Source organism: Paenibacillus sp. V4I3, from assembly GCF_030817215.1.
In the GTDB taxonomy this organism is placed as follows: domain Bacteria; phylum Bacillota; class Bacilli; order Paenibacillales; family NBRC-103111; genus Paenibacillus_E.
In genome coordinates this window covers 1,986,386-2,005,074 of record NZ_JAUSZA010000001.1, presented here as the reverse complement: position 1 = coordinate 2,005,074, position 18,689 = coordinate 1,986,386, and the positions used below count along the sequence as shown (strand labels likewise).

Sequence of the window (18,689 nt, the reverse complement as noted above, 5' to 3'; positions counted from 1 at the left end):
ATGTTCTTTTTCAACTTCTAAATGCCCAGCTACTTCTTTCCATAAAATAAGGTAATCACTCGCATAAAGCATGCATCTTTGCGTACCTCGGGCCCAAGCCAGCGGAGCCATTTCAATAACCGATCCCATTGCTCTTCCACAACAAAGGTATGCAAATAGCCAAACCAATCCTCCGGTTCGATCACATCAACCCCAGTTGTAACCCGCTCCCAAGCATTCTCGTGATTTTCACTCATAATGTCAAAATGCGCTAACCTTATAACCGCTGCTTCAGGAGCATCGCTTTTCCTGCTTTGATCGGCAGCAATTAGCTACAATTTAGCAAGCTCGTCCGCTACCAGACTCTTTTCATACAGCAGCCCTGTCCACAGCAGCTTCTTGACCTCAGCCCAATTCATATGTGAATTGTTCCTTCAAATGCCTTAGGTATTTCATCTGCGCTTTTTCATTATCGATCTCCCGCAATGCAGAAGCGAGCTGTCCCCAGCTGTTTTTCGCTATTATAGAGAAATAGTACGCACCATTATAAAAGAAATCATACATACCTGACTTCGATTCCGCCAAGCATCACAAAGCAGCATAAAATACAGCACGACCTGAATGTCATAAATGCCCCTGATTGTCGGTTCCCAGTCATCCGCCAGCTTATTCAGCTGCCCCCAAGCACGCGCGTACACTTCCTCTACACTAAATGCATTATAAACCTTGGAATTCGCGTATTGCTTTTCAAATAGATCCGCCACTCTTCACAGGTATCCGTCGCTTTGGGTAGCTTTACTGCTTTTTTTGGCGTTAAATCAAATTTAGGATGTGTCAAAACTTTAGCCTTGCTAGGAGTTAACAATTCCTTTGTGTTATAACCTTCTTGCTTCGCAACCTCAAAAAGAACGGAAGCCATATGCTTACAATAAGAGCCATATGGGCAGCTGCAGCTGCTCCGAGTAAAAGCTTTCAGATCTATATGTACCTTGTAGATTTTCGATCCCATAACTCGCGCATGAATGACAGACGTCCCTTCTGTTGAAACTTCCCTTACGACGCCAATCGTATAATATTCCCAACCTCTTTGGAGAATCGTCTCGTCAAAATAGGACCGAATCCGCTCCGTCCAATGGTCCCAGTCTATCTTTAACTCCAACATATATGTGGTCCTCCGTGTATCGACAATTTATTCTGTTCAATTATACTAAATACCTTGGTTAAGGAACACCACACCATATAAAATAACCCCCGAAAGAATCATCAATGATTCATTCCAGGGGCTCTTTTATCAACTAGTCGCGCAGCATACCCTGATGCGGATGCGGGTGAGTGCCGCAATACTCATCTTCCTCAGAACAAGTGTACACATGCTCATAGACAGGAACGCAGTGGTGGCGGTTAACGATTTGAATAGGATGAATAACTTGAACTTTCTGTGGGTGGTAGAAGTCTCTTACTATTCTTTCTGGACTTGTCATGATCGGGTCAGTCGGTGGACATTGATATGGTTTGCCTGGGCCAGGTTGGCTAGGTTGGCTAAACGGGCTGATTTGACTAGGTTGGAACGGTTGGCTAAGCGGGCTGAGTTGGTTAGGTTTGTAATGATCCATTGATGGGTCAACTCCTCTATAGGTTTATGTTAATATACGTTTATCCCTAGTCCAATGAATGTACCAATGCCTATTTATCCAATAATTAGGCGGATTTTGTGAGCCAAGCAGGTTAAATGTCCAAGCAGGCCCCAAAAAGGCAGGCTAACAGAACAATGATGCCTCTCCCTTTTGCTCCATATATTTGTTACAATTGAGAAATGAAGTATTTTGATGGTGTCATCCATCCCCTGCGTCTTGAATTCCCATACCTTAGAAGGAGGAGGGAGTATGATGAATCATACAACTCAAAACACGAAATCCGACTTTCGTCATTTAATATACTCTCATGCTCCTGATTATTCTGAGATGCATCTCCATCACAAGCTTTGGAATTATTTCCACGAAAAACAAATCGAGAATCGTTTGCGCTCTTGGACCAAAGCCGCTAAAGGAGATTGTTTCCGTCAGCTGCTGGATTGGAAGCTTGTTGAGGGCAATCTCGTCGTTCAGCTTTCTCCATTACCAGAAGGCTATTTGCCGTTTTTACATATAGAAAAAGCAGATTTAAGTGATGAATCCAAAGGAAAATTGCTGATCTCCATTTGTAGAGCACTTTCCATTCTGCATGAAGAGCAGTTTTATATGGGCTTTTTACTGCCAGAGCAGCTTTTTTTCGATCCAAAAACGTTAGCCATTATCATCGATGTCCAACCATTCCCTTCCGCTATCGAATTTATTAATCATTTATTAACGGACTTTTCATTCACTTCATTTCCGCGTTATGCACGGCGATTTCTTCTTTCCCGAGCTGCTGATTTTGAAGCTATCCATCTGCTGATTCATACGATATATGGCTCCGACTCCGTGCCAAATAACCTGGTGCAATTATCAGAGCGTCTTCGTACTGAGCCAGAAACTATGTTATTCGCAGATGAAATTGCCGATATCATTCGAGCATCCTTTCAACTGCCTGAGCAGGTGCAACCGCTTATTTCCCATAGCAGCCCACAATGGCTGCACCCTGCCGCTGCGCCAATTACGCAAGAGTATCAAAAGCTTTTTCGAAATTTTTTACAGTCAAATGAGAAACGTTTATTAGGGCTCGTTTGTGAGGATGAGGCTATTCGATTTGATGTTTATACACAGCATGTCAATGAGATGTTAGAAAGAGGCTATTTCTTCAAGATTGTCTCTCAAGGACTTCCTTACTCAACTTTGCGTGAAGTGGTCTCCCGAACCTTACATCTCGCTTATGGCTTATTTCCTGAATCAATCACCATGCTGCGGAATCTTTCTCGTAAATTTGACCAGCTTCTTAAAAAGCACTATGAAGGCGACGATATCCTTTATTTGCTAACCGATTGGTTGTATCAATTTTTCTCTTCCATTATCCCGATGTTCCCTATTCAAAACATTTTCTATATTTTTGAAAACAGCGAAAACTTTGATGAAGATTCCCAGCATATTCTCCTCAATTTTTGGAGAGAGCATGGTCATGAGATGATTGGTTTGCATATTATTTTCAGCGGCAGCCAGATACCTTCTCAATTTACTGGCATATCCTTTCAAACGCTTGAAATCCATCATTCGGACCAAGCGATCTACGAACAGCTGTTGTCTTCACAATTTGGACGAGCCGATTCCACGTTAATATCCGAATTGAAAAATTGGTTTTATGAGCACAAGATCAACTTTAGTCACTGCCGCATCATTTTAGAGGAGCTTATTCAATCTGGAAGTATTCATCTAACCAACAAGGGCTGGCACAAAACAACTGCATTCCATCTTGATTATGAAAAGCTCCACTCTCTTCACTTGTTTTCTAAGCGCATCTCCCTTTTGGACAATGAGGAAATAGAGCTATTACGGCTCCTATGTTGTTTGCCTATGCCAATAAGCGTGTTTTCCCTGTTTAAGGCTAATGAAATGGATGTAGGAATCATCCTCTCTTCGGTTACGAAGCTGGCAGAGCTTGGCCTTGTTCATGTCAGTCACAACGATAGCTTATTTATCTCAACTGAAATTACCGAATTGGTCTTACAGCAGCTGCCGGCCGTTCAACTAATGTCTTACTACCAAACAGCATTGAATTACCAGTATCAATTCCGTCCACTCGGTTTACCTCAACTCATTACACTGTCCAGTCAAGCGAGTGAGTATAAAGTCGAATATTATTTGCTTTTAAAATATTATAAACAGATCCGTTCCCTTCTCTCATATGGGCAAAAGGTTGAATTATTAGAACGCATCAAATATTTATATGAAAAATTAGAAAGGCCTTATCTTATTTTCCTAGACAGGCTGCTAAGTAGAATGTATCTACTGCTTAATCAATTTGCTCTTTCCGAACAATTGGCACTAACTGTATACGAACGAACAAGCAAAGTGACGGATCGCTTCGGGTGGATGTATATCCGCATCTTGCAAAATGATTTGGATGTTTATATTTTACGTGAGCAGCTGTTCCCCTTTATTTTCGACGAAAGTCAGGCATTAGAAGACCGGGTACGGGCTGCCTTTTTACTCAACACCAGCAATCTCTGTTTCCCTCTACAGGATGAAGAGGTGCGTAAGCTTCATGACTTCTATACCGATGTCGTCTATCCAAAGAGAAATTTGCTTTCACTTCGCCATTTTGCGGAGATTACGAACTATTATACGATTAATATGTTGATTCATTTTCCTGAAACCGAGGAGTGGGCTTTATCCATTGCAGCTAAGTTAGAGCCGCTTCTGGAAACGTCACCTCATACGGACCTCATGCTCCGTCTCTATGATTTATATTCCTATCAGAGTAATAATAAGCTGATCAATACGTATGTATATCGCGGGATTGAAGGTGCCAAGCGCTCTGGCTACACGATCAAGGAACAAGTAGGCCATCTGAACGCCATGGAGTTTTCATTAAATCAAGGAGACTTGGCCAGCTTCCACTTTCATAAAGAACGTGTCCTGCAGGTTGACGAATTGCGGCGGAAGGATTTGGCCGAGACTTATTTAACGAATCAGTTGTTATACGCACTTGAATGGGGGCAGTGGGAACTGTTTCAAGAATTAGAAACCCAACTGTTCGAGCAGCAAATCACAGAGTCGAGTATGGCTTTATTGTCCGTTTTTCAAGGTTATGTCGCTTTCCGTCAAAATCAACCTATCACCGTCCCGGGCTTCTTGAAATATGAGAACACCTCATTCTTCTTGGAGGCACTGTTCCAAACTAGAGAGGGAAATCTGGAGCTAGCCTGCAAGCTTTTTGAACAATTTATTTCGAAAAATAACTCAGGGATGTACGCTGGTTGGGCTTATCGAGAATTGCTTACGCTCCTCTTAGAGCTTCGCTCGGAGAATACGGGGATTTGGTTCGAAAACTTTGAAGCTTATCTCAAACGATGCTCTTTTGATATCTTTTGGCCAGATTATTATAGACTTTCGGCTGAGAGGTCCATGTATGAGGGCGATGTACAAAATGCGATGCTGTATTTGCGACGGGCGTTAAATGGTTATCAGATTATTCAAAAGGAAACTTGGCGTCCCTACTTGACCGCTTGCATGGAACGGGTTATTCGACCCACCTTTGCCCCGGCATCACCCGCTATCATGCAGGATGATTTTGTTCAAAAAATGATTGCGGACCGCGAGCAATGGTTGCTTCTCTCCTTGGATTTACAAATCATCATCGAGCTCAGTGAACAGGTTACCGAAACTTTGGATCTAATGACAACGATGCAGCGGTTGACCAAGGCACTTTTTGACTACTTTCCAGTTATTCAACTGGCCATCACCTACAAACTGCTGCATTATAAGCAAAAGGTTTTCGTTACGGCTTCCGGACTCAGAGACCACGATGAATTGATTGCCTACCAAAGCCGAAGTGAAGATAGCTGGGCCCACACTTTCACTCTCTTTCAGCGAGGTGATCAAGCTATTACGCTCCAGGTTTATGTAGATGGTATGACCAAAACAAAGCTTCAACATATGGAGCATTTTCTTTCTTTCATCAAACCGCATATTATCAACGTTCTCTTGCATAGAGAGATGGTGATTGATAACCTAACCGGCTTTTATTTACGCGGTTATTTCATGGAAAAGCTGAGGGAAGAATTCGAGCTCTCTAGACGTTATAACCTCGACTTATCCGTGATCATGATCGATGTGGATAATTTCCGCAGGGTCAATGAGTTCGGACACCCGGAAGGGGACCGCGTTTTACGAGAAATCGCAGATATTTTCCGGTTTAATTTAAGAAAAAGCGATATCGCTGGACGATATGGCGGTGAGGAACTTATTCTAATTTTACCTAAAACGGACGGGAAAGAAGCCCTCAAGATTGCCCATCAACTGCGAGGCGAAATTGAAAGAGAATTTGCCTTCGGGCGCCCTTACCAAATCACCATCAGTGTGGGCGTATCTTCCCTAGAGCTCTGTAGTCCAACTTCGATAGAGGAATTGATTGAACAGGCCGATACGGCGGAGATTACTGCGAAGCTGACGGGGAAGAATAAGGTTGTTGCGGCTTGGGAGCTTTGAAGTTATGAAAAAGTTATAACTGTAGATAAGATATAAATAAGTATAAATCTACATATTTTAATAAATAAAAAGTAGAAAAATGTTATAATGTTCACTGAGGTGAATGCTATGGAAGAATTGTTAAAGCAGATATTAACTAAATTAGAAGTGATGGATTTGAAGATCGACCGAATCCAACAAACCTTAGATGCACACCATGTTGAGAACATCGAAACCGACAATAAGTTACTTGAAGCGATCCAGACCACAAATGAGCGTCTTGACTTCCAACGTGATAAGATTTCAAAGACTGAGGAAGAAATTTATCTTTTAAAACAAAAACATTAACCTTCACAATAAGCCCAGATGGGCTTTTTTTTTGAAAATAATAATATCCGAACATAGATAATAGGAGGATGACACGACCAATTACATCTATCTTGCATGTCACCATAAGATAGAAAAAAGAGGTCTCTCAAAAGTTCGGAGAACTCCTGAAAAACCTCTATTTTCAGAGCGATGCGGTCAGAATGAGGTCAAATTGGTATATGACTCACTCTAAACCCTTGATATATAAGGGTTTTTAACCTTTATTACATCATGCCGCCCATTCCACCCATGCCGCCCATGTCAGGCATGCCTGGTTTGTCTTTTTCTGGTTTGTCAGCGATAACAGCTTCTGTTGTTAGGAACATAGCTGCTACGGACGCTGCGTTTTGCAGTGCGGAACGAGTTACTTTAGCAGGGTCAACGATACCTGCTTCGAACATGTTCACCCATTGGCCAGTTGCTGCGTTATAGCCGATGCCTACTTTTTCGTTCTTGAGGCGCTCAACGATTACGGAGCCTTCTTGACCAGCGTTAGCTGCGATTGTGCGAACTGGCTCTTCTAGGGAGCGCAGGATGATGTTTACGCCTGTTTGCTCATCGCCAACAGCTACTACTTTAGCTACTGCGTTGTACACGTTAACGAGGGCTGTACCACCGCCAGAAACGATACCTTCTTCAACAGCTGCACGAGTTGCGTTCAGAGCATCTTCGATACGAAGTTTGCGCTCTTTCAGCTCAGTTTCAGTCGCTGCGCCAACTTTGATAACAGCTACGCCGCCAGAAAGTTTAGCCAAACGCTCTTGAAGTTTTTCTTTATCGAAATCGGAAGTTGTTTCTTCCAATTGTGCGCGAATTTGAGTAACACGTGCGCCGATGTCTTTTTTGTCGCCAGCGCCATCAACGATGATTGTGTTCTCTTTGGTTACGCGGATTTGACGCGCGCTACCCAATTGGTCAGGAGTCGTGGATTTCAGATCCAAACCAAGCTCTTCAGTGATCACTTGACCACCAGTTAGAGCAGCGATATCGCCAAGCATAGCTTTACGACGGTCACCGAAACCTGGAGCTTTAACAGCTACGCAAGTGAATGTGCCACGAAGTCTGTTTACAACAAGCGTTGCTTGTGCTTCGCCTTCAACATCTTCAGCAATGATCAGAAGTTGTTTACCGGATTGAACCACTTTTTCAAGAACAGGCAAGATTTCTTGGATGTTCGAGATTTTTTTGTCAGTGATCAGGATGTATGGGTTGTCAAGGACAGCTTCCATTTTATCCGTGTCAGTGATCATGTATGGGGAAGTGTAACCACGGTCGAATTGCATACCTTCTACAACTTCTAGTTCAGTAAGGAATCCTTTGGATTCTTCAACTGTGATAACACCGTCTTTACCTACTTTTTCCATAGCTTCAGCGATCAATTCGCCTACTTCTTCGTCAGCAGCAGAGATTGCCGCTACTTGTGCGATGGATTGTTTGCCTTCGATTGGCTTCGCGATAGCTTGAAGCTCTTCTACAGCCGCTTTAACAGCTTTCTCGATACCTTTGCGGATAACCATTGGGTTAGCGCCTGCAGTTACGTTTTTCAGACCTTCGCGGATCATAGCTTGAGCTAGAACCGTTGCAGTTGTCGTACCGTCACCAGCAACATCGTTTGTTTTGGTAGCAACTTCTTTAACAAGTTGTGCTCCCATGTTTTCGAAAGCATCTTCAAGCTCGATTTCTTTCGCGATAGTAACACCGTCATTTGTGATCAACGGGCTGCCAAATTTTTTCTCAAGAACAACGTTACGGCCTTTAGGACCGAGGGTTACTTTTACAGCATTAGCTAAAGCATCTACCCCACGAAGCATCGCGCGGCGTGCGTCTTCACTGAACTTAATTTCTTTTGCCATGATAGGAAACCTCCTCTAATTTAGAACCTGTACATAGTAAGTAGTAAAACGGAAAAACTAAGTATGCTTGTTGCCGATCTATATCCTGCTAAATTTAGGCTAATACAGCGAGAATGTCGCTTTCGCGCAAGATCAACAGTTCGCGGCCTTCGTATTTCACTTCAGTTCCAGCGTATTTGGAGAAAATGATGCGGTCGCCTTCGCTTACTTCAAGCGGAACACGTACGCCATCTTTCAACGCGCCTGCGCCTACGGCTACAACTTTACCTTCTTGTGGTTTTTCTTTAGCTGTATCTGGCAGCACGATGCCACTTGCTGTAGTCTCCTCTTTCGCAACGGCTTCAATGATTACTCGATCACCTAACGGTCTGATCATGGAAAAATAGCCTCCTTTAGAAAATTGGTAATGGTTTTGTCGATTATTAGCACTCGAATGTGTTTAGTGCTAACAACAATTCTTATGATACTCATTCTGGGAGTAATTTGCAAGTCCTTTTACACATTTTTCATACTTTTGGACACCCCCCTCATTCTACCCAAATGAAAAACAAATATTCCCTTTAAAAAAAGAAAAACAGCCTGCACATTACGCAGACTGTTTTATCATTTAGGACCGAACTCCCGCTCCCACTCAGCATCCTTCGCCAACTGTTTGCGATAGATGAATCCCGACATAAATACGCTAAACTCATACAAAACAATAAGCGGCAAAGCCACTAAGATAGCCGATATCGCATCCGGCGGCGTGATAACCGTAGATAAAATAACGAGCAGCATGTAAGCATACCTTCTGAACTTGTGCAGACGCTTCGGATTCAAAAGGCGAATCTTCGTGAGGAACATCACGACAATCGGCATCTCAAACACAATAGCCAGTGGAAGAATGATGTTGAACATGAATGTAAAATATTGCGCCGCGCCATACATCTCCGTGATTTCTAGACTCCGGCTAATGGAGGAAGTAAAGTAAAAGGCCATCGGAAAAACAACCCAATAACCGAACGAAAGACCTCCCAAAAATAGCAAAAATGCATAAGGAATATAAATAATCGAAGCCTTCTGCTCAGCCTCACGCAAGCCAGGCTTAACAAACGCCCATATATGATAAAGAATAACCGGCAGGGTAATAAGAATACCTACGGCCAATCCAAAATTCATATACAAGCGCAGGGCATCCCACGGGGAAAAAACGTTCCAACTGATGGTATCAGCGGGCGGAATGTTTTTGAGGTAACGAATGATCGGCTTCGCGCAGATTAGTCCGCCTACCATCCCTATGACCAGGACGACCAATACCCACATGATTCGTTTGCGCAGCTCACCAAGGTGCTCTACGAGTGACATTTCTTCGTTCGTTGTCATATTTCACCAACCTGATCTAGTGGATCAAACCTATACGGCTGAAGCACTTGTTATGCTGAAAAGAAAGCGGCTAGTCCGGTAGACGCCGCGTGTTGCTAAGCGGCGCGATAGGCGCTGCCGAGGAGGCAGGTGGTGCGTCCGTTCGAGCGGGTGCCGTCGGAGTGACGGACGGTTCTTCCACAGCGGAGACTGCTGCCGGAGAGGCAGATTGTGCGTCTGCCCGAGCGGGTGCCGTCGGAGTGACGGACGGTTCTTCCACAGCAGAGACTGCTGCCGATACAAACTCCACTGCCGGTCTCTCGGAAGGAGCACCTGCTTCGACAGCGTTTGACGAGGCAGCTCTGCCTTGCGTCGAAACCTGCGGAGCCGGTTTGACCTGGGCTGCCGGCTTCGGCGTTTCTTCAGGCTCATCGTTCAGCAGGGCGTGAGCGCCTTTCTTAAAATCCCTGATCGTGCGCCCCAGCACGCGGCCAATTTCGGGCAGCTTCTGCGGTCCAAATAGCACAAGAGCAACGATTGCTATTAATAAGAGCTCGGTGAAACCGATATTTTGAAACATGGACTTCATCTCCATCATTTGTTGCGTCATTGCAGATTTTGCAGTAAATTGCAAGCTGCGTAGTAAATTCATCTAATTTCCTGCACAAAATGCAGCAAAATGTCCGAATATGCTTTAAAAAGCAAAATCAGTTTTGCAACCTTTAAAACAACTCACACAACAAAATCAAACACTAAACCTCGTACAATCATATCGCTGATAAAGGAACCAAATCCATAATCGAAAATGATACATACCTTGCAATCTCTCATCAACTACTGCTACTGCTACCGCTAGTAGCAGCACCAGCTAGCACTGAAAAAACCCACCGTACCCCATCTCCGTAATGTCGCTGCGCACGATGGTCTCGCCCGCGCAAATCCGCGGGAGCAGCACATCAAAGGACGTGTACGGGTCGTGCATCACGCAACCCGGCAAGCCCATGATCGGCACATCGCCCAGATAGGCGATCATCAGCATCGAGCCCGGCAGCATCGGCGTGCCGTAGCTGACCACGCGGGCGCCGGCCTGCTTGATCGCACCCGGTGTGCGATCATCCGGGTCCACGGACATGCCGCCCGTGACCAAAACCAGATCCACGCCCAGCGCTAGCAGCGCGTGGATCTCACCCACAATCGCTTCGCTGTCATCGAGCACGAAGCGTTGGTCTATGATCTCGGAGCCGAGCTGCGCAAGCTTCTCCTTCACAACCGGGCCGAATTTATCCTTAATTCGGCCCTTGAAGACCTCGCTGCCCGTCGTAATAACGCCGACGCGCAGCTTGCGAAACGGCTTCACCTCAAGCAAGGTGAAGCCCTCCTCACGGCGAGCGGCAGCTAGGCGCTCGACCTCCGCAACCTTCGCTTCGTCAACAATCAGCGGGATCACCCGCGTGCCGACTAACGAAGCGCCTGCCTGAACGACCGTGTTGCTGCGAATTGTCGACAACACGACCTCATCGATGGCGTTCACACTGTCAACGAACGCCTTATCGATCTTGACCAAGCCGTGAATCGCCGATTTCACGTTCACTTTGCCCTCATGCGGCTCTGTCAGCGTGAGGTGCTCTCCAGCTATCGCATTTGCCATGCGCAGCGCAGCTTCATCCTCATGCAGGTAGCCAGGCTGCAGCTCTATCACATAGATATGCTCTTTGCCGATGCTCAGAAGCGCAGGAATATCGGCCTCAGTCACCTGATGGCCTTTGCGAAACAGGCGCCCTTTGAACTCACCGGGCAAAATCTGAGTCAGATCATGAGGCAAAATCATGCCGATGGCATCTTCGACTTTGACTTCACGTAGCATCGATTCACGTTCGCTCACCCATGGTCACCTTCTTTGCCTGTCAGAATCCCCAGCGCATGCGGGAGCTGATCGATAATCGCCATCAGATTCTCCTGCACGCCCTTGGGGCTGCCCGGCAAATTAATGATCAACGTGCGCCCGCGAATGCCGGATACCGCTCTGGAAAGCATCGCTTTCCGTGTTTTTTGCATCGAAATCATCCGCATGGCTTCTGCAAACCCCGGTGCTACCCGATCAATCACATTGAGCGTTGCTTCCGGTGTCACATCTCGGGGGGCTAGTCCCGTACCGCCAGTCGTTAAAATCAAATCTGCCTGATAATAATCCGTCATTTCTATTAATGAAGCCATGATTTCATCCATCTCATCCGGAACAACACGGTATTCGATGATCTCGCCTTGAATTTCCTCTTCAATCAGCTCGCGGATTACCTGAGCGCTAGTGTCTTCTCGTTCTCCTCGGTAACCGCGGTCACTGGCTGTCAAAATCGCAACTTTCCAGTGCATCCTTCGTCACCTCTCCCTTGTTAACTGAATGAGATAACCCCACTAACCTGAGTGATCGTCGACTTTCATTTCTATGAAAAAAACTGCTTTATCTGTCTGGTCGCGTCACTGTCAACTATCTTGTCTGTGAAAATCCCCGTTTTTGCCGCCTGTTTTGAGGACAAGCAGCGTGGAGCTGATAATCATATCCTTCTCTACTGCTTTGCACATGTCGTAGACGGTTAGAGCAGCGGCGGATACGGCTGTTAAAGCCTCCATCTCAACGCCAGTCGGACCCGTCGTCCGGACAGTTGCTTCTATGTATAGTTCATTGTTGCCATTATCAGCAAACTGAATATCAATGCCCGTCAGCGCAATCGGATGACACATCGGAATCCAGTCTGACGTTTTTTTGGCGGCCATGATGCCAGCCACTTGCGCAACGGCGAGGACGTCGCCTTTTTTCATTTTACCCTGCTTAATTAAATCGAGCGTCTCGCTCTTCATAATTAAAGTGGAACGCGCGGTAGCCGTACGCTTCGTCTCTACTTTGTCCGAAATGTCGACCATTCGTGCTCGTCCCTGCTCATTAAAATGGGTTAATGGGGAAGAATCGGGCAAAGCACTCACCTCTATTTTAGGATTCTGATTTGAAGACCATTTTGCTCTCGGTGACGATCCCGTCAACTCGGAAATCATGCCAGGATGAAGGGACTGCAGGAATCAATTGATTATCAAAAGCGGCCGCAACCGCAAATGGTCTCTTAAGCCCACGCGCTGCAAATAGCTGCATGAAGCGATCATAAAAACCGCCCCCATAGCCCAGTCTTCCGAAATCCAAATCAAAAGCAAGCCCAGGCACTAAGATCATAGATAAAGTGGACAAATCGTGCTCAATCGGCACCTCGCTGCGAGGTTCTCTGATGCCCCATGCCCCGCTTTCCACATCTTCATAGCTGCTTATGACATGTAAATTCATTGTCTTCGTATCTGCTACAACCTTCGGCACAAGCACACGAATTCCCTGCTGCCAACACCATTCCATCAGAGGGGCAACATCCGGCTCAGACCGAAAAGGCATATAACTCATGATCGTAGGCGGAGCGGACGTTTCATTCTGTCCATGCCCAAGAAGCCTATCGCTGCATAGTTTTTTCAATCTTTCATTTATGCGCTGCTGCTTCTCTTCACGTTTTTCAGACATGATGGAGGAGCGCAGTTCTTCCATTTCTTTGCGTAATTCGATTTTCCGCTCTCGGATGTTCATACTAGCTTCAGCCCTTCCCTAACGAGGAGTGGTTTCCCCCATTTTAACATAAACAAGGAAAAAAACTATACTTGCACTGGTGACCCCAGTCGAATGCGCGTTATTACGGGGAAATGGTCCGAGAATATCGTCGGAATCGCCCATGAAGATTGGACATTTTTCCTATTCGTGAAGATGTGATCGATCCTTTTTCCATCCACAAATGTCGATTTCACACCCGCTCGTAATGGCACATTGGTGAGCTGATCTGTGTCTATTTTGAACCGAAAGGCGTCTAATTCCATATTAAAGTCCCCCGCGACAACAAGTGGGTCATCATAGTTTGTTACCATTTCTGAAATGCGAGCAAGTTGAAGGCTTCGCTCCTCTTTGGACAGTCCCAAATGCGTGGTGGCTATCCGAACAGTTTCAGAATTAACTTTGATTTTTACCTCTAACAGACTTCTAGTTTCCTTATTGCCTGGAAGCAGCGTGTAGCTGCTGTCCTCAATGGGATACCGGCTCAGAATCGCATTGCCATATTGCCCGGCCGTATAGGTTAAACTAGGTGCAAAACGCATATCCATCCCAAGAAGCTCGGCCAATTCCTTCGCTTGATCCACATACCCGCTGCGCCAGCGATACTGATCCACTTCTTGCAAGGCGATGACGTCGGCTTTTTCATTTTGAATGAGATCAGCAATACGTTTTATATTTACTCTACCATCTAAACCTTCACCGTGGTGGATATTAAACGTCATAATCGTGAATGCTGCTGGGGAAGTGGTTGAAATAGATGCAGGAATTGCAGATATGGCCTGCTTCCCAATGTCTGATGAGCTTGTTACTCCTTTACATAGAAATATCAATAGAAGCAGGGGCAAGAACGTATAGACTACATGCTTAGCATGCCTCAAAAGTACCATTTACCCATCCCCCACCTATTCTGATCTATGCAAAATTAAGCATACGATGCCGCCTCGCATGGTGTATACTAGTGAATTGATGGGATTTATAAGCCAACGAAAGGGCGGTCAAGATCAGGTCCTTTCATTAATAAGCAGGAGGTAGCAGCAGATGCTATTACAGGTTTCTAACATTTCAAAAAGCTATGGGGTACGTTCCGTACTCTCCAATATAACGCTACAGATCGAAAACAGGGAACGGATCGGTTTAGTTGGCGTGAATGGCGCGGGTAAATCGACATTGCTCCAAATTATAGCCGGCGAGATGTCCTATGACAGCGGCGACTTATTCAAGGCGAAGGAAACGAAAATCGGCTATTTGAAGCAAAACAGCGGATTGCAAACGGACAAGTCTATCTGGAACGAGCTGCTCAGCGTGTTTAGTTCCTTACTGGAGACAGAACGAGAGCTTCGTGAGCTTGAAGCGTTAATGGCAGATCCTGATCTAATCTCGGATGAAAAAAAGTACGAAACCACGATGAATCGTTATGCTCAGCGCTCCGAATGGTTCCGTGAACATGGGGGCTATGAAATTGAAGCGAAAATCCGCGGCATTTTGCACGGGATGGGCTTTGGACAGTTTCCTCCGGATACGTTAGTTAAAACGCTTAGCGGCGGTCAGAAAACAAGGCTTGCCCTTGCCAAAATGCTGCTCGAAGAACCTGATCTACTCATGCTCGATGAGCCTACGAACCATTTAGACATCCCTACACTAACTTGGCTGGAAGGGTATTTACGCGGTTATCCGGGCGCTATTCTGGTCGTATCTCATGACCGTTTTTTCCTGGATGCTTTAGTGACTTCCATTTATGAAATTGAGCGAAATGCTTCCAAACGATATACCGGGAACTACTCCCGATTCATCGAAATTAAAGAAGCTAATTATGAGATCGAAATGAAGCAGTTCGAAAAGCAGCAGGATGAAATTGCCAAGCTGGAGGATTTTGTTCAGCGCAACATTGTGCGTGCTTCCACGACGAAGAGAGCGCAGAGCCGCCGCAAGCAGCTGGAAAAAATGGATCGACTCGACAAGCCGATGGGGGATTTGAAGCGGGCTTCGTTTTCTTTTGAAATCGAGCAGACCTCCGGCAAGGAAGTGCTGCAGGTTGACCGTTTGGCGCTTTCCTATGATGGAAAGAACCGATTGCTGGGTGGCGTCTCCTTCCAGCTTCGTCGTTCGGAAACCGCTGCACTCATTGGACCCAATGGTGTAGGTAAATCCACCTTGCTCAAAACATTAATTGGTCAGCACAAACAAGACGCAGGCACCTTCAAATGGGGTGCTGGCGTCACGATTGGCTATTATGATCAGGAGCAAACAGGACTGACCCCGACCAACAATGTGCTGGAGGAAGTGTGGAACACGTACCCGCATCTGGAAGAAGCACGCATTCGTACGGTGCTCGGGAGCTTTCTTTTTAGCGGCGAAGATGTATTCAAGAAGGTCGCTGCCTTAAGCGGCGGTGAAAAAGCCCGAGTAGCCTTAGCCAAGCTGATGCTGCAAAAAGCGAATGTTTTGATCCTCGATGAGCCTACCAACCATTTGGATTTGTACAGCAAAGAGGTTTTGGAGTCGGCATTGATGGATTACGAGGGTACTCTACTCTTCATCTCCCATGACCGTTACTTCCTGAACAAGATGGCTGAGAGCATGCTTGATCTGCAGAAGGATGGGCTTACGAGCTATCTCGGTAACTACGACGATTATGTGGAGAAAAAGGCCGAGCTTGCCGAGATGGAAGCGAAGCGTCTGGCCAAAGAAGCGGAGAAGAAGGCCGCTGGAGGCAGCAGCGCCGGTGCTGGAAAGAGTGATCCCGCAAGCGGTGGTGGGTATGAAGCGGACAAGCTGGCGAAACGCGAAGAACGCAGCCGCCAGCGTAAGCTTGAGCAGCTTGAGCTTGACATCGCTCGTCTGGAAGACGAAGTGTCCGCCTTGGAGGCGGAGCTTGCTGACCCAGCTGTGTACAACAACTATGTGCTCGTTCAGGAGAAGACCGCTGCGGTTGATGAGCGGAAGAGTGCGCTCGCTGCTTGTTATGAGGAGTGGGAGGCGCTCCTCGCATAGAGCGGGTACGCAAAAAAAGTTTGGTTGAGAATTCAACCAAACTTTTTTTTGTATCTGCGATCAATAAAATCAGACATGGTTTAGAAACGGTTTATTGGGCAAGAAGTGACTGGTTCGGATATGGCGAATCGTTTTTGTTTTTGCCCGCATGACGATAGATTGTGTTTCGGCACGATGTCCAGGTAAAAAAAGCACCCCGCCCAAAAAATCTCCGGGTGTTATGCCCGTTGCTGCGAAAATGACATCGCCGTCCCCGACCATTTCTTCCATCGATAATATCTTTAGCGGATCATGCAGCCCCATTTCCCGGCAACGCTGCTCTTCTTCCGGAGAAGACGGCATTAATCGGCCTTGAATTTCACCGCCGAGACATGATAATGCTGCTGCGGCAAGCACTCCCTCCGGCGCACCCCCGGAGCCTACATATAGATCAACGCCTGACTCAGGAAAGGCCGGTGCCATAGCTCCGGCAACGTCTCCGTCACTGAGAAGCTTAATGCGAACTCCTAAACGACGCAGCGTCTCCATATGTGCGGCATGTCTTTCCCGATCCAAAATAGAAACTGTTAACTCTGATATCGATTTATTTAAAACTTGGGAAGCCTTGAGCAATGTTGTTTCTAATGGCTCTGATAATCGAAGCCGTCCTTTTAACAGAGGTCCGCAAGCCAGTTTCTCCATATAAATATCCGGAGCATGCAGCAAATTCCCCTTGCTCGCAACAGCGACAACAGCCAAAGCGTTGTTAATTCCCTTCGCCACTAGTTCCGTTCCTTCCAAAGGATCGACTGCGATATCAACTTCGGGACCGTCCTGATTGCCTACCTGCTCCCCAATATATAACATAGGAGCTTCGTCCATTTCCCCTTCTCCGATAACGACCGTGCCTTTGATAGATACGGAGTCGAACATAGCCCTCATTGCCGAAGTGGCAGCCTCGTCCGCATTATGCTTATCGCCTCTTCCCATCCATCTGGAAGCTGCCAATGCGGCAAGCTCTGTGACCCTAACGATTTCTAATGCAAGTTCTCTTTCGATATGGATCCCTCCCTTATATAACTAGACTGAGGAGCAAAACAATGCCAAAAGCTACGAAGGACAAGATGGTTTCCATGACGGTCCACGTTTTTAACGTCTGGGCTACCGACATGTTAAAGAACTCTTTAATCAACCAGAATCCAGAGTCATTCACATGAGAAAGCATGATAGAACCTGCTCCTACTGCGAGCACTAACAGTTCCGGGCTAGTACCGGGTATAGTAGCGGCAAGCGGGGCAACGATGCCTGCTGATGTTGTCATAGCGACAGTGGCAGATCCAACAGCAGCTCGAATGATACCGGCGATTACAAAGGCCAATACAAGAGGCGAAATATGTGCGCCTGTAGCCAGTTTAGCAATCGCGTCGCTCACTCCGCTTGAAATCAATATTTTATTGAAGCCGCCGCCTGCTCCTATGATTAGTATAATGGAAGCGACAGGTCCCAGACAATCATTTGTAAACTTTAGAAGGTCGTTTTTATCATAGCCGCGGGCAAAGCCAAATGAATAAAAAGCAAATATCAGCGAAATTAGAAGTGCTACGACCGGACTTCCAATAAAATCAACGACGATGCGTAATCCGCTCGTAGCAGGTAGCGTGACATCCACGAGGGTAGCAAGCAGCATTAAAATAACTGGAAGTAAAATAGTAAAGAGCGTGATGCCAAAACCAGGCAGTTCCTTTTGCTGAGCCTTGGTGAATTGCTCAACCAGTTCACCTGTTGGTTCTACAAGAACTTTCTTGGCAATGTACGAGCCATATATCGGACCCGCTACCGCAGCAGCAGGAAACGCTACAAAAATAGATAACAGGATAGTCTTACCCAAATCTGCGTGAAAAATACCAACCGCCAGCATCGCAGCCGGGTGCGGCGGAACAAGACTGTGGACAACGGCAAGTCCGGCAACTAAAGAAAGACCGATTTTGACTAGCGAAGTACCTGTATGCTTGGCAATCACGAATACAAGCGGAATCAACAAGACAACCCCAACCTGGAAAAATACAGGAATTCCGCAAATGACAGCCACTACCATCATCGCCCAGTGGACATTCTTCTCGCCAAAAACGCGTATAAGCGTACGGGCGATACGTTCAGCTCCCCCTGATTCGGCCATCATCTTCCCGAGCATCGTTCCGAGTCCGATAACGATGGCAATAAAACCTAACGTGCCGGCAACCCCATCTTGAAAGGACTTAACAATGTCGGGCAGCTTCATTCCCGAAATCAATCCCATAAACAACGCAGCGACGATCAGTGCGATAAATGGGTTTGTTTTAAACTTTGCAATCAATACAATTAAACCTACAATGGAAATCAAAGCATATAGCAATAAACTAGTGTCGTGACTTAATCCAAACAAAGAAACCATTTTTTTTGCCCCCT

At 46.1% G+C, this 18,689-nt stretch carries 17 protein-coding genes; 3 read left to right on the top strand and 14 right to left on the bottom strand.

Annotation, left to right across the window (positions count from 1 at the left end; all coding sequences use genetic code 11):
* Window positions 1–29: 29 nt before the first annotated feature.
* The 3 genes from QFZ77_RS09320 to QFZ77_RS09310 all read right to left on the bottom strand — a co-directional run bounded on the left by QFZ77_RS09320 (window position 30) and on the right by QFZ77_RS09310 (window position 1,592).
* The gene (locus QFZ77_RS09320; protein ID WP_307438765.1) at window positions 30–236 is read right to left on the bottom strand and encodes a hypothetical protein; all 207 of its coding nucleotides are present in this window, start codon (window positions 234–236) and stop codon (window positions 30–32) included.
* A 446-nt stretch (window positions 237–682) separates the two neighbouring features.
* Window positions 683–1,141, bottom strand: coding sequence for an SWIM zinc finger family protein (locus QFZ77_RS09315; protein WP_307438763.1), 459 nt, complete (start codon window positions 1,139–1,141; stop codon window positions 683–685).
* A gap of 133 nt (window positions 1,142–1,274) precedes the next feature.
* The gene (locus QFZ77_RS09310) at window positions 1,275–1,592 is read right to left on the bottom strand and encodes a hypothetical protein (protein WP_307438761.1); all 318 of its coding nucleotides are present in this window, start codon (window positions 1,590–1,592) and stop codon (window positions 1,275–1,277) included.
* A gap of 270 nt (window positions 1,593–1,862) precedes the next feature.
* Here QFZ77_RS09310 and QFZ77_RS09305 point away from each other — a divergent pair, with 270 nt between their 5' ends.
* Together QFZ77_RS09305 and QFZ77_RS09300 are read left to right on the top strand one after the other, a co-directional pair.
* On the top strand, window positions 1,863–6,098 hold the full coding sequence (locus tag QFZ77_RS09305) for a GGDEF domain-containing protein (protein ID WP_307438759.1): 4,236 nt from the start codon (window positions 1,863–1,865) through the stop codon (window positions 6,096–6,098).
* Window positions 6,099–6,206: 108 nt separating this feature from the next.
* Complete coding sequence (locus tag QFZ77_RS09300; RefSeq protein ID WP_307438757.1) at window positions 6,207–6,425, top strand: hypothetical protein; 219 nt, start codon at window positions 6,207–6,209, stop codon at window positions 6,423–6,425.
* Between the two features lie 245 nt (window positions 6,426–6,670).
* On the opposite strand, the gene groL is transcribed toward QFZ77_RS09300, so the two are convergent.
* From groL to QFZ77_RS09255, 9 genes are all read right to left on the bottom strand, one after another.
* A complete protein-coding gene (gene groL / locus QFZ77_RS09295; RefSeq protein WP_056830967.1) occupies window positions 6,671–8,299 on the bottom strand; it encodes a chaperonin GroEL in 1,629 nt (542 codons plus the stop codon).
* Between the two features lie 94 nt (window positions 8,300–8,393).
* Window positions 8,394–8,675, bottom strand: coding sequence for a co-chaperone GroES (groES, locus tag QFZ77_RS09290; protein WP_028553854.1), 282 nt, complete (start codon window positions 8,673–8,675; stop codon window positions 8,394–8,396).
* A 227-nt stretch (window positions 8,676–8,902) separates the two neighbouring features.
* Entirely contained in the window at window positions 8,903–9,661 is a 759-nt protein-coding gene (tatC, locus tag QFZ77_RS09285) for a twin-arginine translocase subunit TatC (protein ID WP_307438749.1), read from the bottom strand.
* 70 nt (window positions 9,662–9,731) lie between these two features.
* Window positions 9,732–10,292 (bottom strand): twin-arginine translocase TatA/TatE family subunit, encoded by a 561-nt coding sequence (gene tatA / locus QFZ77_RS09280; protein WP_307438747.1) that lies wholly within the window; start codon window positions 10,290–10,292, stop codon window positions 9,732–9,734.
* Window positions 10,293–10,508: 216 nt separating this feature from the next.
* Window positions 10,509–11,504 carry a molybdopterin-binding protein gene (locus QFZ77_RS09275; protein WP_307449356.1) on the bottom strand — a complete coding sequence of 332 codons (996 nt, stop codon included), beginning with the start codon at window positions 11,502–11,504 and terminating at the stop codon, window positions 10,509–10,511.
* 14 nt (window positions 11,505–11,518) lie between these two features.
* Entirely contained in the window at window positions 11,519–12,010 is a 492-nt protein-coding gene (locus QFZ77_RS09270; protein ID WP_029197035.1) for a MogA/MoaB family molybdenum cofactor biosynthesis protein, read from the bottom strand.
* A 111-nt stretch (window positions 12,011–12,121) separates the two neighbouring features.
* A complete protein-coding gene (gene moaC / locus QFZ77_RS09265) occupies window positions 12,122–12,610 on the bottom strand; it encodes a cyclic pyranopterin monophosphate synthase MoaC (RefSeq protein ID WP_307438737.1) in 489 nt (162 codons plus the stop codon).
* A gap of 16 nt (window positions 12,611–12,626) precedes the next feature.
* A complete protein-coding gene (locus QFZ77_RS09260) occupies window positions 12,627–13,256 on the bottom strand; it encodes a 5-formyltetrahydrofolate cyclo-ligase (RefSeq protein WP_307438734.1) in 630 nt (209 codons plus the stop codon).
* 65 nt (window positions 13,257–13,321) lie between these two features.
* On the bottom strand, window positions 13,322–14,161 hold the full coding sequence (locus QFZ77_RS09255) for an endonuclease/exonuclease/phosphatase family protein (protein ID WP_307438732.1): 840 nt from the start codon (window positions 14,159–14,161) through the stop codon (window positions 13,322–13,324).
* 151 nt (window positions 14,162–14,312) lie between these two features.
* Between QFZ77_RS09255 and QFZ77_RS09250 the strand changes: the two genes are divergently transcribed.
* Window positions 14,313–16,265, top strand: coding sequence for an ABC-F family ATP-binding cassette domain-containing protein (locus tag QFZ77_RS09250; RefSeq protein ID WP_307438730.1), 1,953 nt, complete (start codon window positions 14,313–14,315; stop codon window positions 16,263–16,265).
* Window positions 16,266–16,334: 69 nt separating this feature from the next.
* Here QFZ77_RS09250 and glpX read toward each other — a convergent pair whose 3' ends face one another.
* Complete coding sequence (glpX, locus tag QFZ77_RS09245) at window positions 16,335–17,303, bottom strand: class II fructose-bisphosphatase (protein ID WP_307449353.1); 969 nt, start codon at window positions 17,301–17,303, stop codon at window positions 16,335–16,337.
* A gap of 13 nt (window positions 17,304–17,316) precedes the next feature.
* On the bottom strand, window positions 17,317–18,675 hold the full coding sequence (locus tag QFZ77_RS09240; RefSeq protein WP_307438728.1) for a GntT/GntP/DsdX family permease: 1,359 nt from the start codon (window positions 18,673–18,675) through the stop codon (window positions 17,317–17,319).
* Window positions 18,676–18,689 lie beyond the last annotated feature (14 nt).